Origin of the sequence: Tomitella gaofuii, assembly GCF_014126825.1 — a bacterium.
Classification (GTDB): domain Bacteria; phylum Actinomycetota; class Actinomycetes; order Mycobacteriales; family Mycobacteriaceae; genus Tomitella; species Tomitella gaofuii.
Genome location: NZ_CP059900.1, coordinates 4,151,108 through 4,169,872 on the forward strand (window position 1 = coordinate 4,151,108; position 18,765 = coordinate 4,169,872).

The window sequence follows — 18,765 nt, forward strand, 5'->3', positions numbered from 1 at the left end:
CGGCGCACCGCCCCCGCGAGTGGGGTGTTCTTCGGTGCTCCACCGTCGATCGGACACCGGAGAACCGCGCACTCGGCGGATGAAGGCCCCGGGGATCGCCGCAGACGACACTCGTCGCGCGGTTTCCACCGTCAACCACCGAATCCGAGGTAAGTGGTGACGGCCTGACGCACTTCGGCCATGACCGCCGGGCTGACGAATCCGCACCGCTGGCGCAGATTGCGCCGGTGGACCGTGGCGATCTTGTCCGCCTGGATCATGGACGGTTCGGCCAGCCCGGTCTCCCGGTCCGCAGGCAGGGGGATGCGCGTGAAGGCTTCGGTCTGATCGGAGGTGACCAGCAGAATCGTCACGTAATCAAGACCCGAGAAGACGTCGCTGGTGAGTATCAGGGCCGGCCGCGGCGTGCTGGTGACGCTTCCACCGCCCCCGGCAACGGTCCACAGATCACCGCGCCGAGGCGAGACCTTCACTGCTCGCCCAGCGTCTCGGCTTGCACCTCGTCCAGAAAGTCGGCGGTGCCCTCGCTGCGGTCGGCCTCGTTGAGCGCGGGCGCTTGTTCGCTGATGCGCCGGACGAAGGCGGGATCGGTGACGTCGGGTACCCAGTACCTGACCTCTTTGTATCCGCGCGCCTTCATGCGAGCCCGATGCTCCGCCACACGATTGCCCATGCCCCGACGATACGCCGCGCAGTGCGGCGTTGCGGATAATCCATCATCGTTTCCCACTATTGATAATAGTTAAGTCACTGAGAACGTGATTGCACGTAACACCCCGTGTTCCGGCTGTCCTGAACCAGCGGCGACCCGGTGCCGCAGGACTGAGCGGCAGTACCCTGGGGCCGTGAGCACCAGCGAGGTGGCACCCGATCCGGCACAGGATTCACCGGCGGCACGGGGTCGGCGGCCCCGCACCCCGGTCGGTCCGCCGGACGCCACCCGCATCCCGCGGTTCGCGGGCCCGCCCACGTTCGCCCGCCTGCCCCGTATCGACCAGGTGGCCCCGGAATCGCTGGACGGGGGCGTCGCGATCCTCGGTGCGCCGTTCGACGCGGGCACCAGCTACCGGCCGGGCGCGAGGTTCGGGCCGGGGCACATCCGCGCGTCGTCGCGGCTGCTGCGGCCGTTCCACCCGGGGCTCGGGGTGTCTCCGTTCGCTGCGCGGCAGGTGGTGGACGCGGGCGACCTGGCGCTGAACCCGTTCGACATCCCCGCCGCACTCGGCGACGTGGAGGCGGGCGTGGGGTCGCTGCGCGCGTCGGGCATGCGGGTGGTGACTCTCGGCGGGGACCACACCCTCGCCCTGCCGATCCTGCGGGCGGTGGCCCGCGGCGCGGGCCCGGTGGCGGTGGTGCACTTCGACGCGCACCTGGACACCTGGGACACGTACTTCGGCGCCCCGTACACGCACGGCACCCCGTTCCGGCGGGCGAGCGAGGAGGGTCTGATCGACCTGTACCGCTCGGTGCACGTGGGCACCCGCGGCCCGCTGTATTCGGATTACGACCTGCGCGACGACGCGGTCCTGGGCTTCCAGGTGATCCCCGCGGACGCCTACGAGGCCGACGGCGTGGCGGGCGTGGCCGGGGCGATGCTGCGGCGCCTCGGCGACGGCCCCGTCTACGTGTCGGTGGACGTGGACGTGCTCGACCCGGCGCACGCCCCCGGCACCGGCACCCCCGAGGCGGGCGGGCTCACCTCCCGCGAACTGCTGCTGACGCTGCGGGCACTCGCGGGCCGGGAGCTGCTCGGCGCGGACGTGGTGGAGGTGGCGCCGGCCTACGACCACGCGGAGATCACCGGCGTCGCCGCGGCACACATCACCTACGAGCTGCTGGCGCTGATGGCCACCGGGTGAACGATCCGCCCCGGTCAGTCCACCCGCGACGCCCACCGCGCGATGATCCGCCCCACCCGGGCCGCCGAGCCGGGCCAGGTGAGCAGGTGGTTGGCGGTGCCGTCGAGGGTGACGAGCTCCTTGGGTTCGCGGGCCGCGGCGTAGAGGCGTTCCGCGTCGGCGAGCGGCACCTCCCTGTCGCCGAGCGCGTGCATGAACAGCACCGGCACTCCCAGGTGCGCGGCGCTGGCGGCGATGTCGTGCGTGTCCAGGTCGTGGACGAACGCGCGGGTGATCGTCAGCGGACGGCCGGCCAGCGGCACGTCGGCCTCGCCGTCGCGCTCGATCCGTGCGCGCTGCGCGGTGAAGTGCCGGTGGAGCGCGGCGACGGTGTAGGGCGCGGCGACGGTGGCCACCCCGCGCACGCCTCGGATGTGTTCGGCGGAGGCCAGCACCGCCGCCCCGCCCAGCGAGTGGCCCACCAGCAGGTCGGGCGCGAAGCCGAGGCCGGCCAGGTGTTCGGCGGCCAGCACCAGGTCTTCGATGTTCGTGCTGAACGAGGTGTCGCGGAACGCGCCGCCCGATTCGCCGAGCCCGGTGAAGTCGATGCGCGCCGCCGCAAACCCGGCGTCGACGAGGGCACGGCAGATCCGCGCGGAGGCGATAGTGTCCTTGGAGCAGGTGAAGCAGTGCGCGTAGAGCACGGTACCGCGGGGCGGGCCGTCGGGCAGGTCGAGGATGCCCGCGACGGACGCGTCGACCGCGCCGAGGAAGGCGAACCGGCGGCGGGTCACAGGCCCAGCCGGCGCAGGCCGCGGTCCACCTCATCCAGGATCGCCGCCGGCACGACGCCCGCCTGCTCGGTCAGGTCCCCCTTGTCCAGAGTGACCAGCGCAGTCACGTTGACCACCGAATCACGGGGCAGCCCGGTGACGGCTGCGGGCAGGAACACGTTGCCGGGCATCGCGGCGAGGGCGGTGTTCGAGGTGACGACGGCGGCGACCGCCGTGGCGAGGCGGCTGTCGTTGTACGGATTGGCCTGGATCACAAGCACCGGGCGGCGCTCGGCGGGCCGACTGCCGACGGCGGGGCCCACATCGGCCCAGTACAGCGCGCCGCGGCGGATCACCACTCGTCGTCCAGGGCGCCGAGCACCGCGCGACCGGCCGCGATGGCATCGCCCGAGCCCGAATCACCCTCTGCGTCCCCAGCGCCCGCCGCGGCGACGGTGTCGAGCGCCTCGTCGATCCGGGCGGTGAGCGAACGTGCGTCCAGCTCGTCGAGGTAGCGCAGCGCGGCGCGGGCGAAGAACTCCGACCGGCTCAGCCCCAGCTCGCCGGCGCGGCGGGTGGCGCGGTCGTAGGTGTCGTCGGGCAGGGAGATCGCCGTCTTCATACCACGAGTATGACTGGGTATGACCGACGGTGGACCCACGCTTCGCGGCGCCCGTCGCCTGCGCGCCGCGCTCCCGCACCACACCCCGTCCCGTCCGTGTTCCTGGTGATCGAAAACCTGCCCCTCCACGCCGGGCGGCGCGCCTACTCTTTGATCGTGGCGACGAAGACTCAGACCTACACCCACCTGCTCAGCGCCGGCCGCATCGGCCCCGTGCAGCTGAACAACCGCGTGATGATGTCCGCGATGGACATGAACCTGTCCGCGGACGGCGTGGTGGAGCAGGAGGACATCGACCACTTCGTCGCGCGCGCCGCCGGCGGCACCGGCATGATCATCACCGGCTGCTGCTCGGTGGGCTACCCGGTGGGCAGCACCAGCAAGAAGGAGCCGGGGCTGTCGGACGACAAGTTCCTCCCGGGCCTGACGGCGCTGGCAGACGCGGTGCACGAGACCGGGAACAAGCTGTGCATCCAGATGGTGCACCACGGCAAGGTCGCACGCATCGACACCATCGACGAGCGTCCCCTGCAGGTGCCGTCCACGCCGCGCCAGAAGCTGGACCTGAGCGCGCTGGCCGACAACACCCCCGGCGAGCTGGCCAAGATGGCGGCGGTGACCGGCGGAAAGCAGGAGAGCTACCACGAGGTCACCGCTGAAGACATCGCGGAGATCACCCGCCTCTACGCCGACGCGGCGCGGCGGGTGCGCACCTCCGGCGCGGATGCGGTGGAGATCCACTGCGCGCATGGCTACATCCTCAGCGGGTTCCTCAGCCGGGCCGACAACTTCCGCACCGACGAGTACGGGGGTTCGCTGGAGAACCGCGCACGGTTCGCGTGCGAGGTCATCGCCGCCGTCAAGGAGGCCGTGGGCGAGGACCTGGCGATCCTGGTGCGCGTCTCCGGCAGGGAGTTCGGCGGCCCCGACGCGCTGAGCACCGCCGAGGCCACCGCGGCGGCGCGGATGTTCGAGAAGGCGGGCGCCGACGCCATCGACGTCACCGGGTGGGGCCGCAACCCGTTCTCCAACTTCACCGACGGGCCGCTGCCGGACCAGGTGGGCGCGTACGTGGACCTGGCCGCGGCCGTCAAGCAGGCCGTCACGATCCCCGTGGTCACCGTCGGCCGGGTGCTGCCCGAGGTGGGTGAGCAGGCCATCGCCGAGGGCAAGGCCGACTACGTCGCGATGGGCCGCCAGCTCCTGGCCGACCCGGACCTGGTGAACAAGCTGCGCGCCGGCACCCCGGAGCGGGTGCGGCCGTGCATCAACTGCTACGTGTGCGTGCAGGAGAACTTCTGGGACGCGACGCCGCTGTGCGCGGTGAACCCGGCCCTGGGCAACGAAACGCTGCTGCCGTTCCCCACCGCGCAGGCGCGCAAGCACATCGTCGTTGTCGGTGCCGGGCCCGCCGGGCTGGAGACGGCGCGCGTCGCCACCGAGCGCGGGCACCGGGTAACGGTGCTGGACAAGACGGACCGGCTCGGCGGCACCCTGTGGTTCTCCTCGCTCACCACGCCCGCCAACTATCCGCTGCTGGAGTGGCTGAAGAACGAAACGGCGCGCCTGGGCGTGGACATCCGGCTCAACACCGAGGCCACCCCCGAGCTGATCGCGTCGCTGCGCCCGGACACCGTCGTGCTCGCCACCGGCGCAGTGCGCGACCGTCCGCAGATCCCCGGCGGCGACCTGCCGCACGTGCACACCGGCGACACCATGCGCGCACTGATGACCGGCGTCGGCGATACCGCCGGGCAGTCCTGGTACCTGCGGGCCGCCGGCAAGCTGGGCAAGCTCTCCGGCATCACCAAGAGCCCACGCCTCATCCGCGAGGTGACCAAGAAGTTCCTGCCGATGGGCAAGGACGCCGTCGTGATCGGCGGCTCGCTGGTGGGCCTCGAGCTGGCCGAGTTCCTCGCCGAGCGCGGACGGCGGGTCACCCTGCTGCACGACGAGCAGCAGCTGGGACTGCCGATGGCGCTGCCCCGCCGCTGGACCGCGGTACGCCACACCACCGAAGCCGGTGTGACCATCCACCGCAACGCCGAAGCCACCCGGATCACCGCGGACCGCGTGGAGTTCGACGTGGCCGTCAAGGACCGCAAGGGCAACACCACCGAGACCAAGGCGATGTCCGCACCCGCGTCGATGGTGATCTACGCGCTCGGCACCGACGCCGCCGCACCCCTCGAACAACAACTCGCGGGAGTGGTTGGTGACGTGCGCGTGGTCGGCGACGCAAGCTCCGTCGACTACATCGAAGGCGCCATCCACACCGCGTGGAAGGTGGCGGCGGGGCTGTAAACATGGCGCCGCTTCATTGACCGGGATGGAGTCCCGCTGCGAGGACCGGATCCGCTGTGCGAAAGATACTGGCCTGCAGAACCTTCCGCTGCACGGGTTCGAGCAGAACCGCATCTGGCTCCAACTCGTGCAGCTCGCGTGCGAGCTGCACGCGTGGGCACAGATGCTCGCCTTCGACGACGGTGAGGCCCGCAGGTGGGAACCCAAACGACTCCGGCTACGCCTGTTCTCCATCCCCGCCCGAATCACCCGCCATGCTCGGCGAGTCAATCTACGGCTGTCGACGACCGCGGCCTACGCCGATCTGCTCGTGACTGCGCTCGGCCGGCTGACGCAGCTGCCGGCGCCCGGCTGACCAGTAAGAATCTTCCCCTCTGAGACGAAAGGTCAAACCGGTACCGGGGCAGTGGACCCCGGCGCCACCCGACCGTGTCGGGTAGCCGGCCCACGCCCCGGTACCGGTCACCTGCCGAAACACCCCATCCGAACCGGATCAGGCCGGCACGCCAGCCTCACGAAAGATCGAGGCTAACTGAACGGTATTGAGGCTAAACCTGCGCAACTCAGGGGCGAGCAAGCGAGTGAATATGCTGACAGAGTGCAAGGCCGTGCCCTCCCTGGAGTTCTGAAACTTGGACAGTCCAGAACCTATGGGAAACACGGCCTTGCGCTCTCTCCGGGGCCTCACGCACCCACAACTACGCCAGTAGAGCCGCATCTCGACTCAACTGAACGACTCAGCGCTCGCCCATCCCCCCCCCCTGCGACGAAGCTTGATACAGACCAGACAGCGCGAGATTGACAAAACTTGATATCAACGAAAGCGAGCCTTCCCAGTATGCGGTAGACATTCTCAGATTACCTCCTTAGGACAAAGACTTGAGAAACTGCATGAGTGGATTCTGAAAACCAGACCAAGACCCCAGAACTACCGCCAAAGAGTCCGTGAATACTTCCCTAAGCGACAACGTATACCCTTTCTCAATCCACCGGGAACCCGAAAGAAAGAACCAACGGGTACTGAATCAAGAGCTGAAACAGAGTCGGAACGGACTGCTGCACTGATTGGCCAAGAGACATAGTTGAGTCTGCGATTGATTCCATTCGATCATCCACCCCCTTCTAGGAATATTCCATTTTTGACATAGCGTTCAAACCGTCAAGCGACCCCGCAACCACCGGGGTAGACCCGTTCACGAACTGGCCAAGCGCTTTCACAAACATATAAAGCAATGTCAGCCTCCGATCAGGAAACGGTGAAGTGGAACTGGTAAGCCGAATCGAGGCCCGAGTACTTATGCGCCAGGAACGTAACCGCCCCGACATGCGTTGACGAGAACAGACCGCCCGGCTCCCATGGGTTATCGCTCGTCACAGTGTACCCAGCCGGCAACGAAGTGACTTCCAGCACTACGTAGCCGCCGCTTGTCACCGTATTCACGAGCGTTTCGTCACCCTCGACACAGTAAGCTCCGTCGCTATCAGTCGTATCCGAACCCGACAGAACGAAAGCATCTCCGCTATCATACAGAGTTGCCGTCACTTCAGCACCCTTGACACCCTGCGCATCGCCTGGAGGCGGGGCGTTCTTTACCCAACCTGCGTTTTCGTATACATTCCCGCACACTTGGTAGTCCGCTGACGGCACCGAATTAACCACTGCCGCCGACGCGATCCCCGTCCCGGCAAACACCATCGCAGTTGCGAGCCCCGTAAGCAGGGCTCCACTTGCAGCCTTACGCATCGTGCATCCTCTCGTCGAATCAGACCGTGGCCACTTGCATTGAGGTCTGCGAACTCTGCATCATCACGGTCACGACAGCCGCAATGTTGCCCAAATATACCCATCAATCCGTTGTGGCGACAGTCACGCTACCTCAGATTCGCTCGTCCCGAAACCCTTCGACAAAATTGCATGAGTCTGGCACATCGCTACCACGTAGTAACACGTTCATTCTCTCCTGACGCAGTCGTGGGCGGTTGAGGCTCCTGAAAGAACGCAAGACCCGCGTCTCCCTAACGTTTCGGACTGTCCAGGTGGGCCGGTGAACGTGGCTGCCACGTGCCTCCCGGTTCGCATACTCACGACGACGGCCTCGAGGCCTGGGGCCTGAGTTCCACCCAGGCCGGCAACGACCCTGCTACTCCTCCGCCACCCGCACCACGAGCTTGCCGAAGTTCCGCCCCTCCAGCATGCCCATGAACGCGGCCGGCGCGTTCTCGACGCCGTCGACGATGTCCTCGCGGTAGCGCACCCGTTTGCTCTGCACCCAGTCGGACATGTCCATCAGGAAGCCCGGATACCAGTCGTCGACGAACTCGCTCTGAATGAACCCGCGCACGGACAGGCTCTTGGTGAGCACGTAGTTCATGAATGCGGGGAGCCGGTCCGGTCCGTCGGGGCGGCCGGGCAGATTGTACTGCGACACCAACCCGCACACCGGCACCCGCGCGTACGTGTTGAGCAGCGGCAGCACCGTGTCCGTCACCGGGCCGCCGACGTTCTCGAAGTACACGTCGATCCCGTCGGGCACCACGTAAGCCAGCTGCTCCGCGAACTCGGGCGAACGGTGGTCCACGGCCTCGTCGAACCCCAGCCTGCCGCGCACATAGTCGCACTTGTCGGGTCCGCCGGCGATACCGATGACCCGCGCCCCCTGCAGCTTGGCGATCTGCCCCACCACCGACCCGACCGGCCCGCTGGCCGCCGCCACCACCACGGTCTCGCCCGCGACCGGTTTGCCTATCGCCAGCAGACCCGCATACGCGGTGAATCCGGGCATGCCCAGCACCCCCAGCGCCGTGGACAGCGGCGCCCGCCGGGCATCGAGCTTGCGCACGCGTGCACCGTCCTCCACCGCGTGCGTCTGCCAGCCGGAATAGGAGAGCACGTAGTCGCCCGCGTCCACGCCCGGGAACCGCGATGCAAGCACCTGCGCCACGGTGCCGCCCACCATGACGTCGTCGATCTCCATCGGCTCCGCATACGACTCGGCGGTGCTCATGCGCCCCCGCATGTACGGGTCCAGCGACAGGTAGATGATCCGCAGCAGCACCTGCCCGCGCCCCACCGGCGGCAGCTGCGCCGTCTCCAGCCGGAAGTTCTCCTCGACGGGGGCGCCGTGCGGGCGGGACGCGAGAACGATGCGGGTGCTCTGGACGATCTGGTCGGTCATCGACGGGTACCTCGTGTTGGCGGCCGGGCGCGGTGCTCGGTACCACCATAGGAGCACGAGTTGGTCGTGCGCCCGAATATCGCGGACTCCGCCCACGAAATCACCGTCTCACCCCGGGAGAGTCGGCCAGGAGGCGCCCGCAACCGGGGGAACGACCAGCGTCCTGTCGGGGCAGGAAGCGATCGGCCGATAGCAGTAGCCGGCTTCATCGCACTCCAGAAGGCCGTTGCACATACTCCTGGCCCTTCTGCGTGATTGATCAGGCGGGGCGGCGCAGTTCGTGTTCGGCGGCGCGGCGCAGCCACGCTGATACTGAACGGTCGTCAGCCTCGGCGGCGCGGCGGATCTGCTCGAGCAACTTGGGCGGAAACCGCACCGGCACCGGATCCGACAGTCTGGGCCGGCGACGCACCGCCGGGCCTTGGGGCTTCTGATTCTCCGACTGCGCGTAGAAGTCGTATTCCTGTTCTGGAGTCATCGGCTTGGTGTTCATCGGTCCCTCCGATACTGCTCGGCGAGGCTGTGTGACGCTTGGTAGCACCCGATAGGGCGGCAGCGGCGGGGATCGCCCGACCGCGCCGGTGCCGGGGGCACGACGAGCACCATCCCTGCCACTTCGGCGCACATCAGCCAGTGTGCGGGCGGCTTCGCCGGATAGAACAACGGACCGGTCGCCCACACGTCGGCGATGTCGTCGACACCCAGGCGCGGGTGCTTGAACAGGTGTGCGGCGTGAACGTCGATCTCGAACGGATCCTCGTCGTCGAGCAAGTTCGGATCGAAGAGTTCACCCACACCCAAAATGTAATACAAACGAATACGAAGCGCTCAACTTTCGGAGTTCGTCGCACTCCCTCGAACTTCGGCGGGCCCGCCTCTGCGCGGACCCGCAGGCGATGCCCCTACCGCCGCCCCTCCCACAGCGCGCGGGTCGACGCCTCGGGATCGTCCACCACCGCCGGTCCGCCGTCGGCTCCCACTCCGTCGCCGGCCCCGCCGCCTGCGCTGCCATGTCCGAACATGCGCACCGTGCGCCGGGCGCCGTACTCGTCCCAGCCCGGGTGCCCGGACTCGATGAAGCGCACCCATGCCCCGTGCATCGCGTCGGCCAGGTGCTGCGGAGGATTCGGCCCGGTCATGGGACGCGCGTCGGGGTGGGCGAGGGTGTCGAAGACGAAGCCGAGCTCCATCGCGTGGGCCGCGCCCAGCAGCCCGCCGAGCTCCGGCGACCTCCAGCCGAACTCGTACACGAAGCTTCCCGCGCCGTGCACCGCGCGCGCCTCCACCACCCGGATCGCGGGGATGCGGAAGAACACGTCCCGCATCAACGCCATGAACAGCACCCCCGCCCGCTGCTCCGGCGGCAGGGCCGGCCCGGCGGCCGCGTAGGCGCCCACCGCCTCGTCGGCGTCCAGTCCCATCGACGCGGCCAGCCCCCGCACGCCGGCCTCCGTCATCGCGGCGTCCAGCCCGAACGGCACCGTGAACAGCGCGAACTCGTCGGCGTTCGTCCCGGTGAGCAGCCCGACGGACGCCCCCGCGCCGCCCGCGATCCGGTCGATGGGGCGCCCGGGCAGGACGCTCCCGTCGACGCACGGTTCGAACGCCATCCCGTCCACCGCGGCCTCGCCCCACCGGGTCGGGTCGGGCTGTGCGGCGATCCGCTCGGACAGCGCGCGCTGCGCGTCGATCAATTCCGCGATCGGCACCGTGCCCAGCCCCTCGGCGGTCGCCGCCACCCCCAGCGACTCGGCCAGCGCCGCCGTCACGGTGCGCGCCGTCTCCGGGTGCATGGCGTGATGCCCGGCGCCGCTCTGGGTGATGGCCCGCTGGAACAGCCCGTCCGCCGCGGGCATCGCCATCAGCGCGGTCACGCTCATCGCCCCGGCCGACTCGCCCGCCACCGTCACCCGGCGCGCGTCGCCGCCGAACGCGGCGATGTTGTCGCGCACCCACTCCAGCGCCGCCACCTGGTCGAGCAGCCCGCGGTTGGCCGGCGCGATGCCCGGCGCGTCCGGCAGCAGGGCGAACCCCTCCGCCCCGAGCCGGTAGTTCACCGTCACGCACACCACCCCGCTGCGTGCGAACGCCGACCCGTCATACAACGGCACCGCACCGGTGCCGTTGACGAAGGCACCGCCGTGGATCCACACGAGCACCGGCAGGCCCACCGAGCCGGTGTCCGGCGACCACACGTTGAGGTTGAGGACGTCCTCGCCCGGAATCGACGGCTCCGGCAGCAACGTGTCGATGGGCGCGCGGTACGGCGGCTTGGGCGGGGTGGGTCCGTAGTCCAGCGCGTCGCGCACGCCCTCCCAGGGCACCACCGGCTGCGGCGGCGCAAACCGGTTCTCCCCGTACGGCGGGGCCGCGAACGGGATGCCCTTGAACGCGGTGACCTGCGCGTGCCCGTTCTCGTGCCCGTGCCCGTTCTCGTGCTGGGCGTGTCCGTGCTGTGCACTGCGCACGCCGCGCACTGCGCCCGCTGCCGTCTCCACCACCACGTCCATGCGTACCTCCGCTCCGCGCCCCCTCACCGGCAGCCTAGGCAGCGCGGGCGGCGTCCGGCCCCGAATCGGCGGGGGCCCGGGCACGGGAGCATGCCGACCAAGCGAAAACTGTCACCTCGGCGCCCGAAACGTGCAGAAAACGCTTGGTTGGCGGGAAGGCGGGGGCGGCGGGGCTGCCGCTCACCCCGCGGCGACGGCCGCCGGTTCCCGCGCGGCCTCCGACTGCACCGCGCCCGCCACCGTGGCCGGGTCCAGGTCGAGCCGGCGCAGCAGCTGTGCGTTGAGCGCCACCACCACCGTGGACAACGACATGAGCACCGCGCCCACCGACATCGGCATCGTGAACCCGACCGGCGCCAGCACCCCGGCGGCCAGCGGCACGCTGATCAGGTTGTAGCCGGCCGCCCACCACAGGTTCTGCTTCATCTTGCGGTACCCGGCACGCGAGAGCGCGATCACCGACAGCACCGCGCGCGGGTCGTCGCCGGCCAGGATCACCCCGGCCGAGCCGATCGCCACGTCGGTGCCCGCGCCGATCGCGATGCCGACGTCGGCCTGCGCCAGCGCGGGTGCGTCGTTGACCCCGTCGCCCACCATGGCCACCACCCGGCCGTCGTCCTGCAGCCCCTGCACGCGGGCCGCCTTGTCCTCCGGCCGCACCCCCGCGAAGACGCCGTCGACGCCCAGGTCGTCGGCCACGCTGCGGGCCACCGACTCGGCGTCGCCGGTGATGATCATCACGACCTCCACGCCCGCCCGGTGCAAGGCGTCCACAGCCGGCTGCGACTGGGGCCGCACCGCGTCGGCCACCGCGATCGCACCGATCACTTCGCCGTCGCGCAGTACGTGCAGCACAGTGTCGCCGTGGTCGCGCCACCGCCGGGTGCCGTCGAGCGGGTCGCGCCCGGCCTCGCCCAGCAGGTGCGGACCGCCCACGCGCACCTCGGCGCCGTCGACCAGAGCCGTCACGCCCACCGCGGGCGACGACGAGAACTCCGCCGCGCCGGGCACCGCGAGGCCGTCCGCCTCGGCGCGGCGCACGATCGCCCGGGCCAGCGGGTGCTCGCTGGGTGCCTCGGCGGCGGCGGCCAGCGCCAGCACCCGCTCCTCGCCGCCCGGTTCGACGGCGAGGAGGCCGGTGACCTCCGGCTCGCCCTCGGTGAGCGTGCCCGTCTTGTCGAACACCACCACGTCCACCGACCGCATACGCTCGAGCGCCAGCCGGTCCTTCACCAGCACCCCGGCGCGCGCCGCCCGCTCGGTGGCGATGGCCACCACCAGCGGGATCGCCAGCCCCAGGGCATGCGGGCAGGCGATGACGAGCACCGTGATCACCCGGACCACCGCGTCGTCCCCCGACCCGGCCAGTGCCCACGCGATCGCCGTGATCACCGCCGCGCCCAGGGCGAACCAGAACAGCAGCGCCGCCGCCCGGTCCGCGATGCGCTGGGCCCGCGACGACGACGCCTGCGCCTCCTCGACCAGCCGCCGGATGCCGGAGAGCGCCGTGTCGTCGCCCGTGGCCGTGACCCGCAGGCGCAGGCCCGAGTCGGTGGCCACCGTGCCCGCCACCACCGTGTCGCCCACGCCGCGGCGCACGGGGCGCGATTCGCCGGTGATCATCGACTCGTCCACGTGCGCGGAGCCGTCGGTCACCTCACCGTCGACGGGGACGCTGCCGCCGGGGCGCACCAGGACGACGTCGCCCACGCGCAGGTCGGCGGGTTCGACGGCGGTGGTCTCGCCGGTGTCGGGGTCCAGGCGCTCGGCCTCGTCGGGCAGTAGCGTCGCCAGCGATTCGAGCGCCGAGGTGGTGCCGGCGAGCGAGCGCATCTCGATCCAGTGCCCCAGCAGCATGATCACTACGAGTAGGGCCAGCTCCCACCAGAACTCCAGGCCCGAGTCGAGGATCGACAGCGTCGCACCCCACGACGACAGGAACGCAACGGTGATGCCCAGCGAGATGAGCAGCATCATGCCCGGCTGCCGCTTGCGCAGCTCGTCCCAGCCGCCGGTGAGGAACGGGCGCCCGCCCCAGACGTACATGACGGTGCCGAGCACCGGCGAGATCCAGCCGACGCCGCCCGGCAGGTGGTAGCCGATCAGGTGCGCGAAGCCCCCGGAGAACGCCACCACCGGCACCGCCAGCAGCAGGTTGAACCAGAACAGGCGGCGGAACTGGGCGACGTGGCCCGCGTGGCCTCCCGCGCCGTGGGATCCGTGGCCGGCATGCGCATCGTGACCGACATGCGCATCGTGGCCGGAGTGGTCCCCGTGTTCCGCAGTGCCGGCGGGGCCGTGGTGCCCCGCCTCATGTCCGTTCATCGTGCTCCACCTCGTCCGTGTCGCGCCCCGCCCGATCTTATACCCCCCTAGGGTATATCTCACCGCCTCTATTGATAACCCATGCGCGGAGACTCGTCAAGAGGTCCGCAGCCGGCGCCGAGCAAGCGGATTCTGCACACCGGGCCGCCGAAACCGGCAGAAATCACTTGGTCGGCGAGGCAGCCTCACCGGCACGCCCGCGTCACCGGAGCAGTCGTCCACAGCCCGCACCGCTCTCCACAGGTTTCTACATCTCCCCAGGTCGCGGGTCCGCGCACGCGGGGGCGCCGGCACCGGAGCCGTCATGCTCGGCCCATGGACATCGACAACGCACCATTCCGGGGTGCCGAGGCGCTGGCATCCGGGGCCGTCTCGCGGCGGCGGCTGGCCTCGCAGTACCGGCGCATCCTCCCCGGCGTGTACCTGCGCGCCACGGCAGCGCTGAGCCCGCTCCGGCGCGCCCGGGCGGTGTGGCTGTGGTCCCGGGGACGCGCGGTGCTGGCCGGGGTGTCGGCGGCTGCGGTGCTGGGCGCGCAGTACCTGGGCGACCACACGCACGCCTGCTGCATCCGCGCCACGCCCCACCGCCTGGCGCCGCGGTATCGCTGGCTGCACGTGCATCAGGACTTGCTCGACGCCGGCGACGTGCGGCGGGTGCGGGGCATGGCCGTCACCTCGCCCGCCCGCACCGCCTTCGACGTGGCCTGCCGCATGCCGTACCCCGCGAACGTCGAGGTCATCGATCAGATTTACCAGGCGACGACACTCACCCGCCGCCGGCTCGCCGAGTACGTCGCCCGGCACCCCGGCTTCCCCGGCATCACGCAGGCCGCCGCGGCCGTCGAGGCCTCCGACGAGGGCGCCGAGTCGGTGTGGGAGACCCGGGCGCGGATGGCCGTCGTCGCCTCCGGACTACCCCGCCCCGAGACGCAGGTCTACATCTACGACGCGGACGGCCGTTTCCTCGCGCGCGTCGACATGTGCTGGCCGCAGTACCGGGTGATCTTCGAGTACGACGGCGACGACCCGCACTCCACCACCAGGCAGCGCGACCGCGACATCACCCGCTGGAACGACCTCACAGACGCGGGGTATGCCGTCATCCGGGTGCGCGCGCCGCACCTGCAGGGCACCATGCCGCGGGTGCTGGGCCAGCTGCGGGCCGCACTCCGAAAGGCCGGCGCGGATGTGTGAGAGGGCCCGAGCAAGCGGATTCGGCACGTTCTGCAGCCGAAACGTGCCGAATCCGCTTGCTCGGCCGAGTATCAGGTCAGGACTACCGGCCCGCGTCGCCGGGCACCAGCGTGAACGCGCCGCCGCGGTCCGTGTGCAGAACCGAGAAGTGCCGATGGTCGAGCGTGGCGATGCGGTCGGTGCCGTACCGCCCCGCGAGAACGACGTTGGATGCGTCCGCCACGCCGATGTCCTGGTCGCGGTAGCGCTGCACCACCGCGCGGGCCTCGGCCAACTCCGCCGCGCCGAACTCCGGCAGGTCCCATGCGCCCTGCGCCAGCTCGTCCAGCACCGCGAGTTCCGCGTCGACGCCGATCCTGGCGGCGACGAGATAGTCCAGCTCGGCGACGACGAACGGAGACACCACCAGCGCACCGGCCTCCGCGGTGAGCGCCGCACTCACCGCGGCATGGTCGGGTTCGGAGGCGTCGAAGAATGCGAGCAGCGCGCTCGTGTCCACGATCAGCGCGGACACGCCCTACCTCTCCCCGAAGCCGGCCAGGTGGGCGTCCGCCTCACGCGCGATCGGGCTGCCGCTGCGGAACAGGCCGCCACGTGGTCGCGGACGCTCGCCCCCGACGCTGCGGGCGATGGACCGGCGGATCACTTCCGCCTCCGACACGCCCTCCCGCGCCGCGCTGCGGGCTACGGCGGCCTTCAGCTCGTCAGGAAGGTACAGCGTCGTCTTCTTCATGCCACATATGGTACCACCGGTGGCATAACGGCCTGAGCAAGCGGATTTGGCACGTTCCGCAGCCGAAACGTGCCGAATCCGCTTGGTGGGCCATCAAGACACTCAGGTCAGGCTCGCGCCCTCCTCCGCGCGCCGCACCAGCAGCGGAGCCGGCTCCCAGGGCTTGCCGTCCACGATGTCGCCCGCATGGAACCCGCGCAGCTTCTCCACCACCTCGGGCAATCCCACCCGGTCGGCGTAGAACATGGGCCCGCCGCGGTACCGGGGGAACCCGTACCCGGCCAGGTAGACCAGGTCGATGTCGGAGGCCCGCAGCGCGATGCCCTCGTCGAGGATCCGCGCCCCCTCGTCGGTGAGCGCGAACACCAGCCGCTGGGCGATCTCCTCGTCGGAGAACTCCTGCCTGTCGGTGCCGTGCCGGTGGTGGAAGCGCTCGAGCAGCTCGTGCACCACGGTGCTGACCTTCGGGGCACGACTGCCGGACTCGTAGTCGTACCACCCGGCGCCGGTCTTCTGCCCGTAGCGGCCCATTTCGCACAGCTCGTCGGCGATCTCGTCGCGCGGCATGTCCGGGTTCTCCGCGTACTGGCGCTTGCGCACGGCCCAGCCGATGTCGCCGCCGGCGAGGTCCTGCATGCGGAACGGCCCCATGGCGAAGCCGAACCCCTCGATGGCCTTGTCCACCTGGTGCGGGGTGGCGCCCGCGCGCAGCAGCGCCATCGCGGCGTCGCGGTACTTGTGCAGCATGCGGTTGCCGATGAACCCGTCGCACACCCCCGACACCACGGGCGTCTTGCCCACGCGCTTGCCCAGGTCCAGCGCGGTGACCAGCACGTCGTCGGCCGTCTTCGCGCCGCGCACCACCTCGAGCAGCGCCATCACGTTGGCGGGGCTGAAGAAGTGCATGCCCAGCACGTCGGCCGGGCGGTCGGTGAACTCCGCGATCTTGTCGACGTCGAGCGTGGACGTGTTCGACGCGAGCACCGCGCCCGGCTTCGCCACCTCGTCGAGGCGGGTGAACACCTGCTTCTTCACCTCCATGTCCTCGAACACGGCCTCGATGATGAGGTCGGCCGTGGCCAGGTCGGAGTACTGCATGCTCGGTGTGAGCAGGCCCATGCGCTGCTCGAGCTTCTCGGCGGAGAGCTTGCCCTTGTCCACCTGCGCCTGGTAGTTGCTCCGGATGGTGGCCAGCCCGCGGTCCAGCGCGTCCTGCGCCATCTCCAGGATCGTCACCGGGATGCCCGCGTTGAGGAAATTCATGGCGATGCCGCCGCCCATGGTGCCCGCGCCCACCACGCCCACGCGCTCCACCACACGCGGCTGCACCGCCGCGTCGATGCCGGGGATCTTGCGGGCCGCACGCTCGGCGAAGAACGCGTAGCGCAGCGCCGCCGACTGCCCGCCGGTGACGAGCTTCGCGAATGCCGCGGACTCGGCCGCCTTGCCCTCGTCGAAGCCGGTGGTGAGCGCAGTGCGCACCAGGTCCAGACCGACGGCAGGGGCCTCCTGCCCGCGCGCCCGACGGAGCACTTTGTCCGCCACCGCGTCGAGGTCGCCGCCGGCGAGCGGTGCGCGGTCGCGGGTGCGCACCGGCGCGGTGCCGGCCACCGACCGGGCAAGCGCGACGGCCGCCTGCACAACGTCGGCGGAATCGTCGACGACCTCGTCGAACAGCTGCTGCCCGTCAATCCGGGCGACGGCGGCAGCTGTGCGCGGCGCACCGGTGGCGACGATCTCGGCGACGACGGCCGGGTCGAGCAGCCGCGGCAGGCGCTGGGTGCCGCCGGCGCCGGGGATGAGGCCCAGCTTCACCTCCGGCAGCCCGATCTTCGACGACGCGGAGGCCACCCGGTAGTGCGTGCCCAGCGACAGCTCCAACCCGCCGCCGAACGCGGTGCCGTCGACGGCGGCCACCACGGGCTTCGGCGAGTCCTCGACGCGCTTGATCAGCTCGGACAGATTCGGCGACGCCGTGGCCTTGTCGCTGCCGAACTCGGTGATGTCGGCGCCGGCGGAGAAGAATCCGTCGGACCCGGTGATGACCACGGCGCGGACGGAGTCGTCGGCCGCCGCCCGGTCCAGGCCGTCGGCGATGCCCACGCGCAACGCGTGGCCCAGTCCGTTGACGGGCGGCTTGGCCATGCGGATGACGGCGACGTCCCCGTCGGTGGAGTATTCGGTGCTCATGTGCGTGCCTTCCTGCGGGGTGGTCCGCTGCGGGTGCGGGGTGCCGGTCACGGCTGGAACACCAGGCGTCCCACCGTGGTGCCCTCGCCGAGCCTGCCGATGCCGTCGGCCACGTCGGCGAGTCCCAGCCGCTCGCTGATCAACGGCGCGATGGCGCCGGTGTCGGCGAGCCGGGTGAGTGCATCGTGGCACTCGGCGATCACCCCGCGGTTCCGATTCTTGTACAGACCCCAGTGCAATCCCACTATCGAATAATTCTTGATCAGCGCGTGGTTGAGGGCGGGCTGCGGAATGGTGCCGCCGGCGAAGCCGATCACCACGATCCGGCCCTCGAACGCGATGCACTTGGTGGACCCGGCGTAGGCGTCGCCGCCGACCGGGTCGAACACGACGTCCGCGCCGCGTCCGCCCGTGTGCTCCTTGACGACGGCGACGAAGTCCTCGCGGTGCCGGTCCACCACCACGTCGGCCCCCAGGTTCCGGCAGTACTCGGCCTTGCGCGGCCCGCCGACCACGCCGATCACCGTGGCCCCGGCCGCCTTGCCCAACTGCACCGCGGCGCTGCCCACGCCGCCGGCGGCCGCGTGCACCAGAAGCACGTCGCCCTCGGCGATGGTGGTGCGACGGTGCAACGCGAACCAGGCCGTCTGGTAGCCGATGCACAGCGCCGACGCGGCCGCGTCGTCGAGCGACTCCGGCGCGGCGAACGCGTCCCCGGCGTCCATGATCGCCTGCTCGGCGAACCCCCCGTGCGGCAGCGACGGCGTACCGAGCACCCGGTCGCCCACCGCGATGGGCCGCCCGCCGGGGCCCACCGCGTCCGCGCCGGCCTCGAGCACCTCGCCGCACAGCTCCACGCCCGGGGTGAACGGCAGCTCCGGCTTGATCTGGTACTCGCCCCGGCACATCAGCACGTCCGGGAAGTTGGCGGGCGCCGCGCGCACCCGCACCCGCACCTGCTGCGCGGACGGCGCCGGCACGGCCACCTCCACCTGCTCCAACGCGTCCCGGGGCTCGCCGAGCCGCGTCACCTGCCACGCCTTCATCAGGCCCCTCTCCGTCACTGCTCCCGCTCCGTCACTGCTCCGTCTCCATCACTG

General features: G+C 70.4%; 18 protein-coding genes and 1 pseudogene. 4 read left to right on the forward strand and 15 right to left on the reverse strand.

Translation table 11 applies throughout. The annotated features are described in order from the left end of the window. Positions 1-131 precede the first annotated feature (131 nt). A complete protein-coding gene (locus tag H4F70_RS19190) occupies positions 132-473 on the reverse strand; it encodes a type II toxin-antitoxin system PemK/MazF family toxin (protein WP_182358386.1) in 342 nt (113 codons plus the stop codon). Further along, positions 470-673, reverse strand: a complete 204-nt coding sequence (locus tag H4F70_RS19195; protein WP_182358387.1) for an antitoxin MazE-like protein — start codon at positions 671-673, stop codon at positions 470-472. Before H4F70_RS19195 ends, H4F70_RS19190 begins: the two co-directional genes overlap by 4 nt. A gap of 271 nt (positions 674-944) precedes the next feature. Here H4F70_RS19195 and speB point away from each other — a divergent pair, with 271 nt between their 5' ends. Continuing rightward, positions 945-1,859, forward strand: a complete 915-nt coding sequence (gene speB / locus H4F70_RS19200) for an agmatinase (protein WP_235681606.1) — start codon at positions 945-947, stop codon at positions 1,857-1,859. A gap of 14 nt (positions 1,860-1,873) precedes the next feature. On the opposite strand, the gene H4F70_RS19205 is transcribed toward speB, so the two are convergent. The 3 genes from H4F70_RS19205 to H4F70_RS19215 are packed head-to-tail and all read right to left on the reverse strand — an operon-like array spanning position 1,874 to position 3,233. After that, positions 1,874-2,632: an alpha/beta hydrolase family protein gene (locus H4F70_RS19205; protein ID WP_182358388.1), complete on the reverse strand. Its 759-nt coding sequence runs from the start codon at positions 2,630-2,632 to the stop codon at positions 1,874-1,876. Beyond that, the gene (locus H4F70_RS19210) at positions 2,629-2,970 is read right to left on the reverse strand and encodes a type II toxin-antitoxin system PemK/MazF family toxin (RefSeq protein ID WP_182358389.1); all 342 of its coding nucleotides are present in this window, start codon (positions 2,968-2,970) and stop codon (positions 2,629-2,631) included. The genes H4F70_RS19205 and H4F70_RS19210 overlap by 4 nt, the downstream gene beginning before the upstream one ends. Then, positions 2,964-3,233 carry a ribbon-helix-helix protein, CopG family gene (locus H4F70_RS19215; RefSeq protein WP_182348485.1) on the reverse strand — a complete coding sequence of 90 codons (270 nt, stop codon included), beginning with the start codon at positions 3,231-3,233 and terminating at the stop codon, positions 2,964-2,966. Before H4F70_RS19215 ends, H4F70_RS19210 begins: the two co-directional genes overlap by 7 nt. A gap of 156 nt (positions 3,234-3,389) precedes the next feature. On the opposite strand from H4F70_RS19215, the gene H4F70_RS19220 reads away from it, so the two are divergent. Both H4F70_RS19220 and H4F70_RS19225 read left to right on the forward strand, forming a co-directional pair. Next, entirely contained in the window at positions 3,390-5,537 is a 2,148-nt protein-coding gene (locus tag H4F70_RS19220) for an FAD-dependent oxidoreductase (protein WP_182358390.1), read from the forward strand. Positions 5,538-5,568: 31 nt separating this feature from the next. Beyond that, a pseudogene (locus tag H4F70_RS19225) lies at positions 5,569-5,892 on the forward strand (transposase); the annotation flags it as partial. 891 nt (positions 5,893-6,783) lie between these two features. On the opposite strand, the gene H4F70_RS19230 reads toward H4F70_RS19225, so the two are convergent. From H4F70_RS19230 to H4F70_RS19255, 6 genes are all read right to left on the reverse strand, one after another. After that, positions 6,784-7,281: a hypothetical protein gene (locus tag H4F70_RS19230; RefSeq protein WP_182358391.1), complete on the reverse strand. Its 498-nt coding sequence runs from the start codon at positions 7,279-7,281 to the stop codon at positions 6,784-6,786. 397 nt (positions 7,282-7,678) lie between these two features. Continuing rightward, complete coding sequence (locus tag H4F70_RS19235; protein WP_182358392.1) at positions 7,679-8,713, reverse strand: NADP-dependent oxidoreductase; 1,035 nt, start codon at positions 8,711-8,713, stop codon at positions 7,679-7,681. A gap of 259 nt (positions 8,714-8,972) precedes the next feature. Next, the gene (locus H4F70_RS19240; RefSeq protein ID WP_182358393.1) at positions 8,973-9,206 is read right to left on the reverse strand and encodes a YlcI/YnfO family protein; all 234 of its coding nucleotides are present in this window, start codon (positions 9,204-9,206) and stop codon (positions 8,973-8,975) included. Beyond that, the gene (locus H4F70_RS19245; protein WP_235681226.1) at positions 9,203-9,484 is read right to left on the reverse strand and encodes a hypothetical protein; all 282 of its coding nucleotides are present in this window, start codon (positions 9,482-9,484) and stop codon (positions 9,203-9,205) included. Before H4F70_RS19245 ends, H4F70_RS19240 begins: the two co-directional genes overlap by 4 nt. Before the next feature lie 131 nt (positions 9,485-9,615). Then, positions 9,616-11,223 carry a carboxylesterase/lipase family protein gene (locus tag H4F70_RS19250; protein WP_182358395.1) on the reverse strand — a complete coding sequence of 536 codons (1,608 nt, stop codon included), beginning with the start codon at positions 11,221-11,223 and terminating at the stop codon, positions 9,616-9,618. Between the two features lie 180 nt (positions 11,224-11,403). Continuing rightward, the gene (locus H4F70_RS19255) at positions 11,404-13,548 is read right to left on the reverse strand and encodes a heavy metal translocating P-type ATPase (RefSeq protein ID WP_182358396.1); all 2,145 of its coding nucleotides are present in this window, start codon (positions 13,546-13,548) and stop codon (positions 11,404-11,406) included. A gap of 315 nt (positions 13,549-13,863) precedes the next feature. Between H4F70_RS19255 and H4F70_RS19260 the strand changes: the two genes are divergently transcribed. After that, positions 13,864-14,742 (forward strand): DUF559 domain-containing protein, encoded by an 879-nt coding sequence (locus tag H4F70_RS19260; protein ID WP_182358397.1) that lies wholly within the window; start codon positions 13,864-13,866, stop codon positions 14,740-14,742. Between the two features lie 82 nt (positions 14,743-14,824). Here the strand turns inward: H4F70_RS19260 and H4F70_RS19265 are convergent, their stop codons facing one another. From H4F70_RS19265 to H4F70_RS19280, 4 genes are all read right to left on the reverse strand, one after another. Beyond that, entirely contained in the window at positions 14,825-15,256 is a 432-nt protein-coding gene (locus H4F70_RS19265) for a PIN domain-containing protein (protein WP_276529690.1), read from the reverse strand. Positions 15,257-15,259: 3 nt separating this feature from the next. Next, positions 15,260-15,475 carry a ribbon-helix-helix domain-containing protein gene (locus H4F70_RS19270; protein ID WP_182358398.1) on the reverse strand — a complete coding sequence of 72 codons (216 nt, stop codon included), beginning with the start codon at positions 15,473-15,475 and terminating at the stop codon, positions 15,260-15,262. Between the two features lie 102 nt (positions 15,476-15,577). Further along, positions 15,578-17,716, reverse strand: a complete 2,139-nt coding sequence (locus H4F70_RS19275; protein ID WP_235681227.1) for a 3-hydroxyacyl-CoA dehydrogenase NAD-binding domain-containing protein — start codon at positions 17,714-17,716, stop codon at positions 15,578-15,580. Further along, entirely contained in the window at positions 17,713-18,711 is a 999-nt protein-coding gene (locus H4F70_RS19280) for an NADPH:quinone oxidoreductase family protein (protein WP_182360545.1), read from the reverse strand. Before H4F70_RS19280 ends, H4F70_RS19275 begins: the two co-directional genes overlap by 4 nt. Positions 18,712-18,765: the final 54 nt, after the last annotated feature.

Coding starts and splice junctions, on each gene's coding strand:
- H4F70_RS19230 (WP_182358391.1), bottom strand. CDS start 7,281: ATGCGTAAGGCTGCAAGTGGAGCCCTGCTTACGGGGCTCGCAACTGCG.
- H4F70_RS19270 (WP_182358398.1), bottom strand. CDS start 15,475: ATGAAGAAGACGACGCTGTACCTTCCTGACGAGCTGAAGGCCGCCGTA.
- H4F70_RS19280 (WP_182360545.1), bottom strand. CDS start 18,711: ATGAAGGCGTGGCAGGTGACGCGGCTCGGCGAGCCCCGGGACGCGTTG.
- H4F70_RS19255 (WP_182358396.1), bottom strand. CDS start 13,548: ATGAACGGACATGAGGCGGGGCACCACGGCCCCGCCGGCACTGCGGAA.
- H4F70_RS19250 (WP_182358395.1), bottom strand. CDS start 11,223: ATGGACGTGGTGGTGGAGACGGCAGCGGGCGCAGTGCGCGGCGTGCGC.
- H4F70_RS19260 (WP_182358397.1), top strand. CDS start 13,864: ATGGACATCGACAACGCACCATTCCGGGGTGCCGAGGCGCTGGCATCC.
- H4F70_RS19215 (WP_182348485.1), bottom strand. CDS start 3,233: ATGAAGACGGCGATCTCCCTGCCCGACGACACCTACGACCGCGCCACC.
- H4F70_RS19240 (WP_182358393.1), bottom strand. CDS start 9,206: ATGAACACCAAGCCGATGACTCCAGAACAGGAATACGACTTCTACGCG.
- H4F70_RS19235 (WP_182358392.1), bottom strand. CDS start 8,713: ATGACCGACCAGATCGTCCAGAGCACCCGCATCGTTCTCGCGTCCCGC.
- H4F70_RS19195 (WP_182358387.1), bottom strand. CDS start 673: ATGGGCAATCGTGTGGCGGAGCATCGGGCTCGCATGAAGGCGCGCGGA.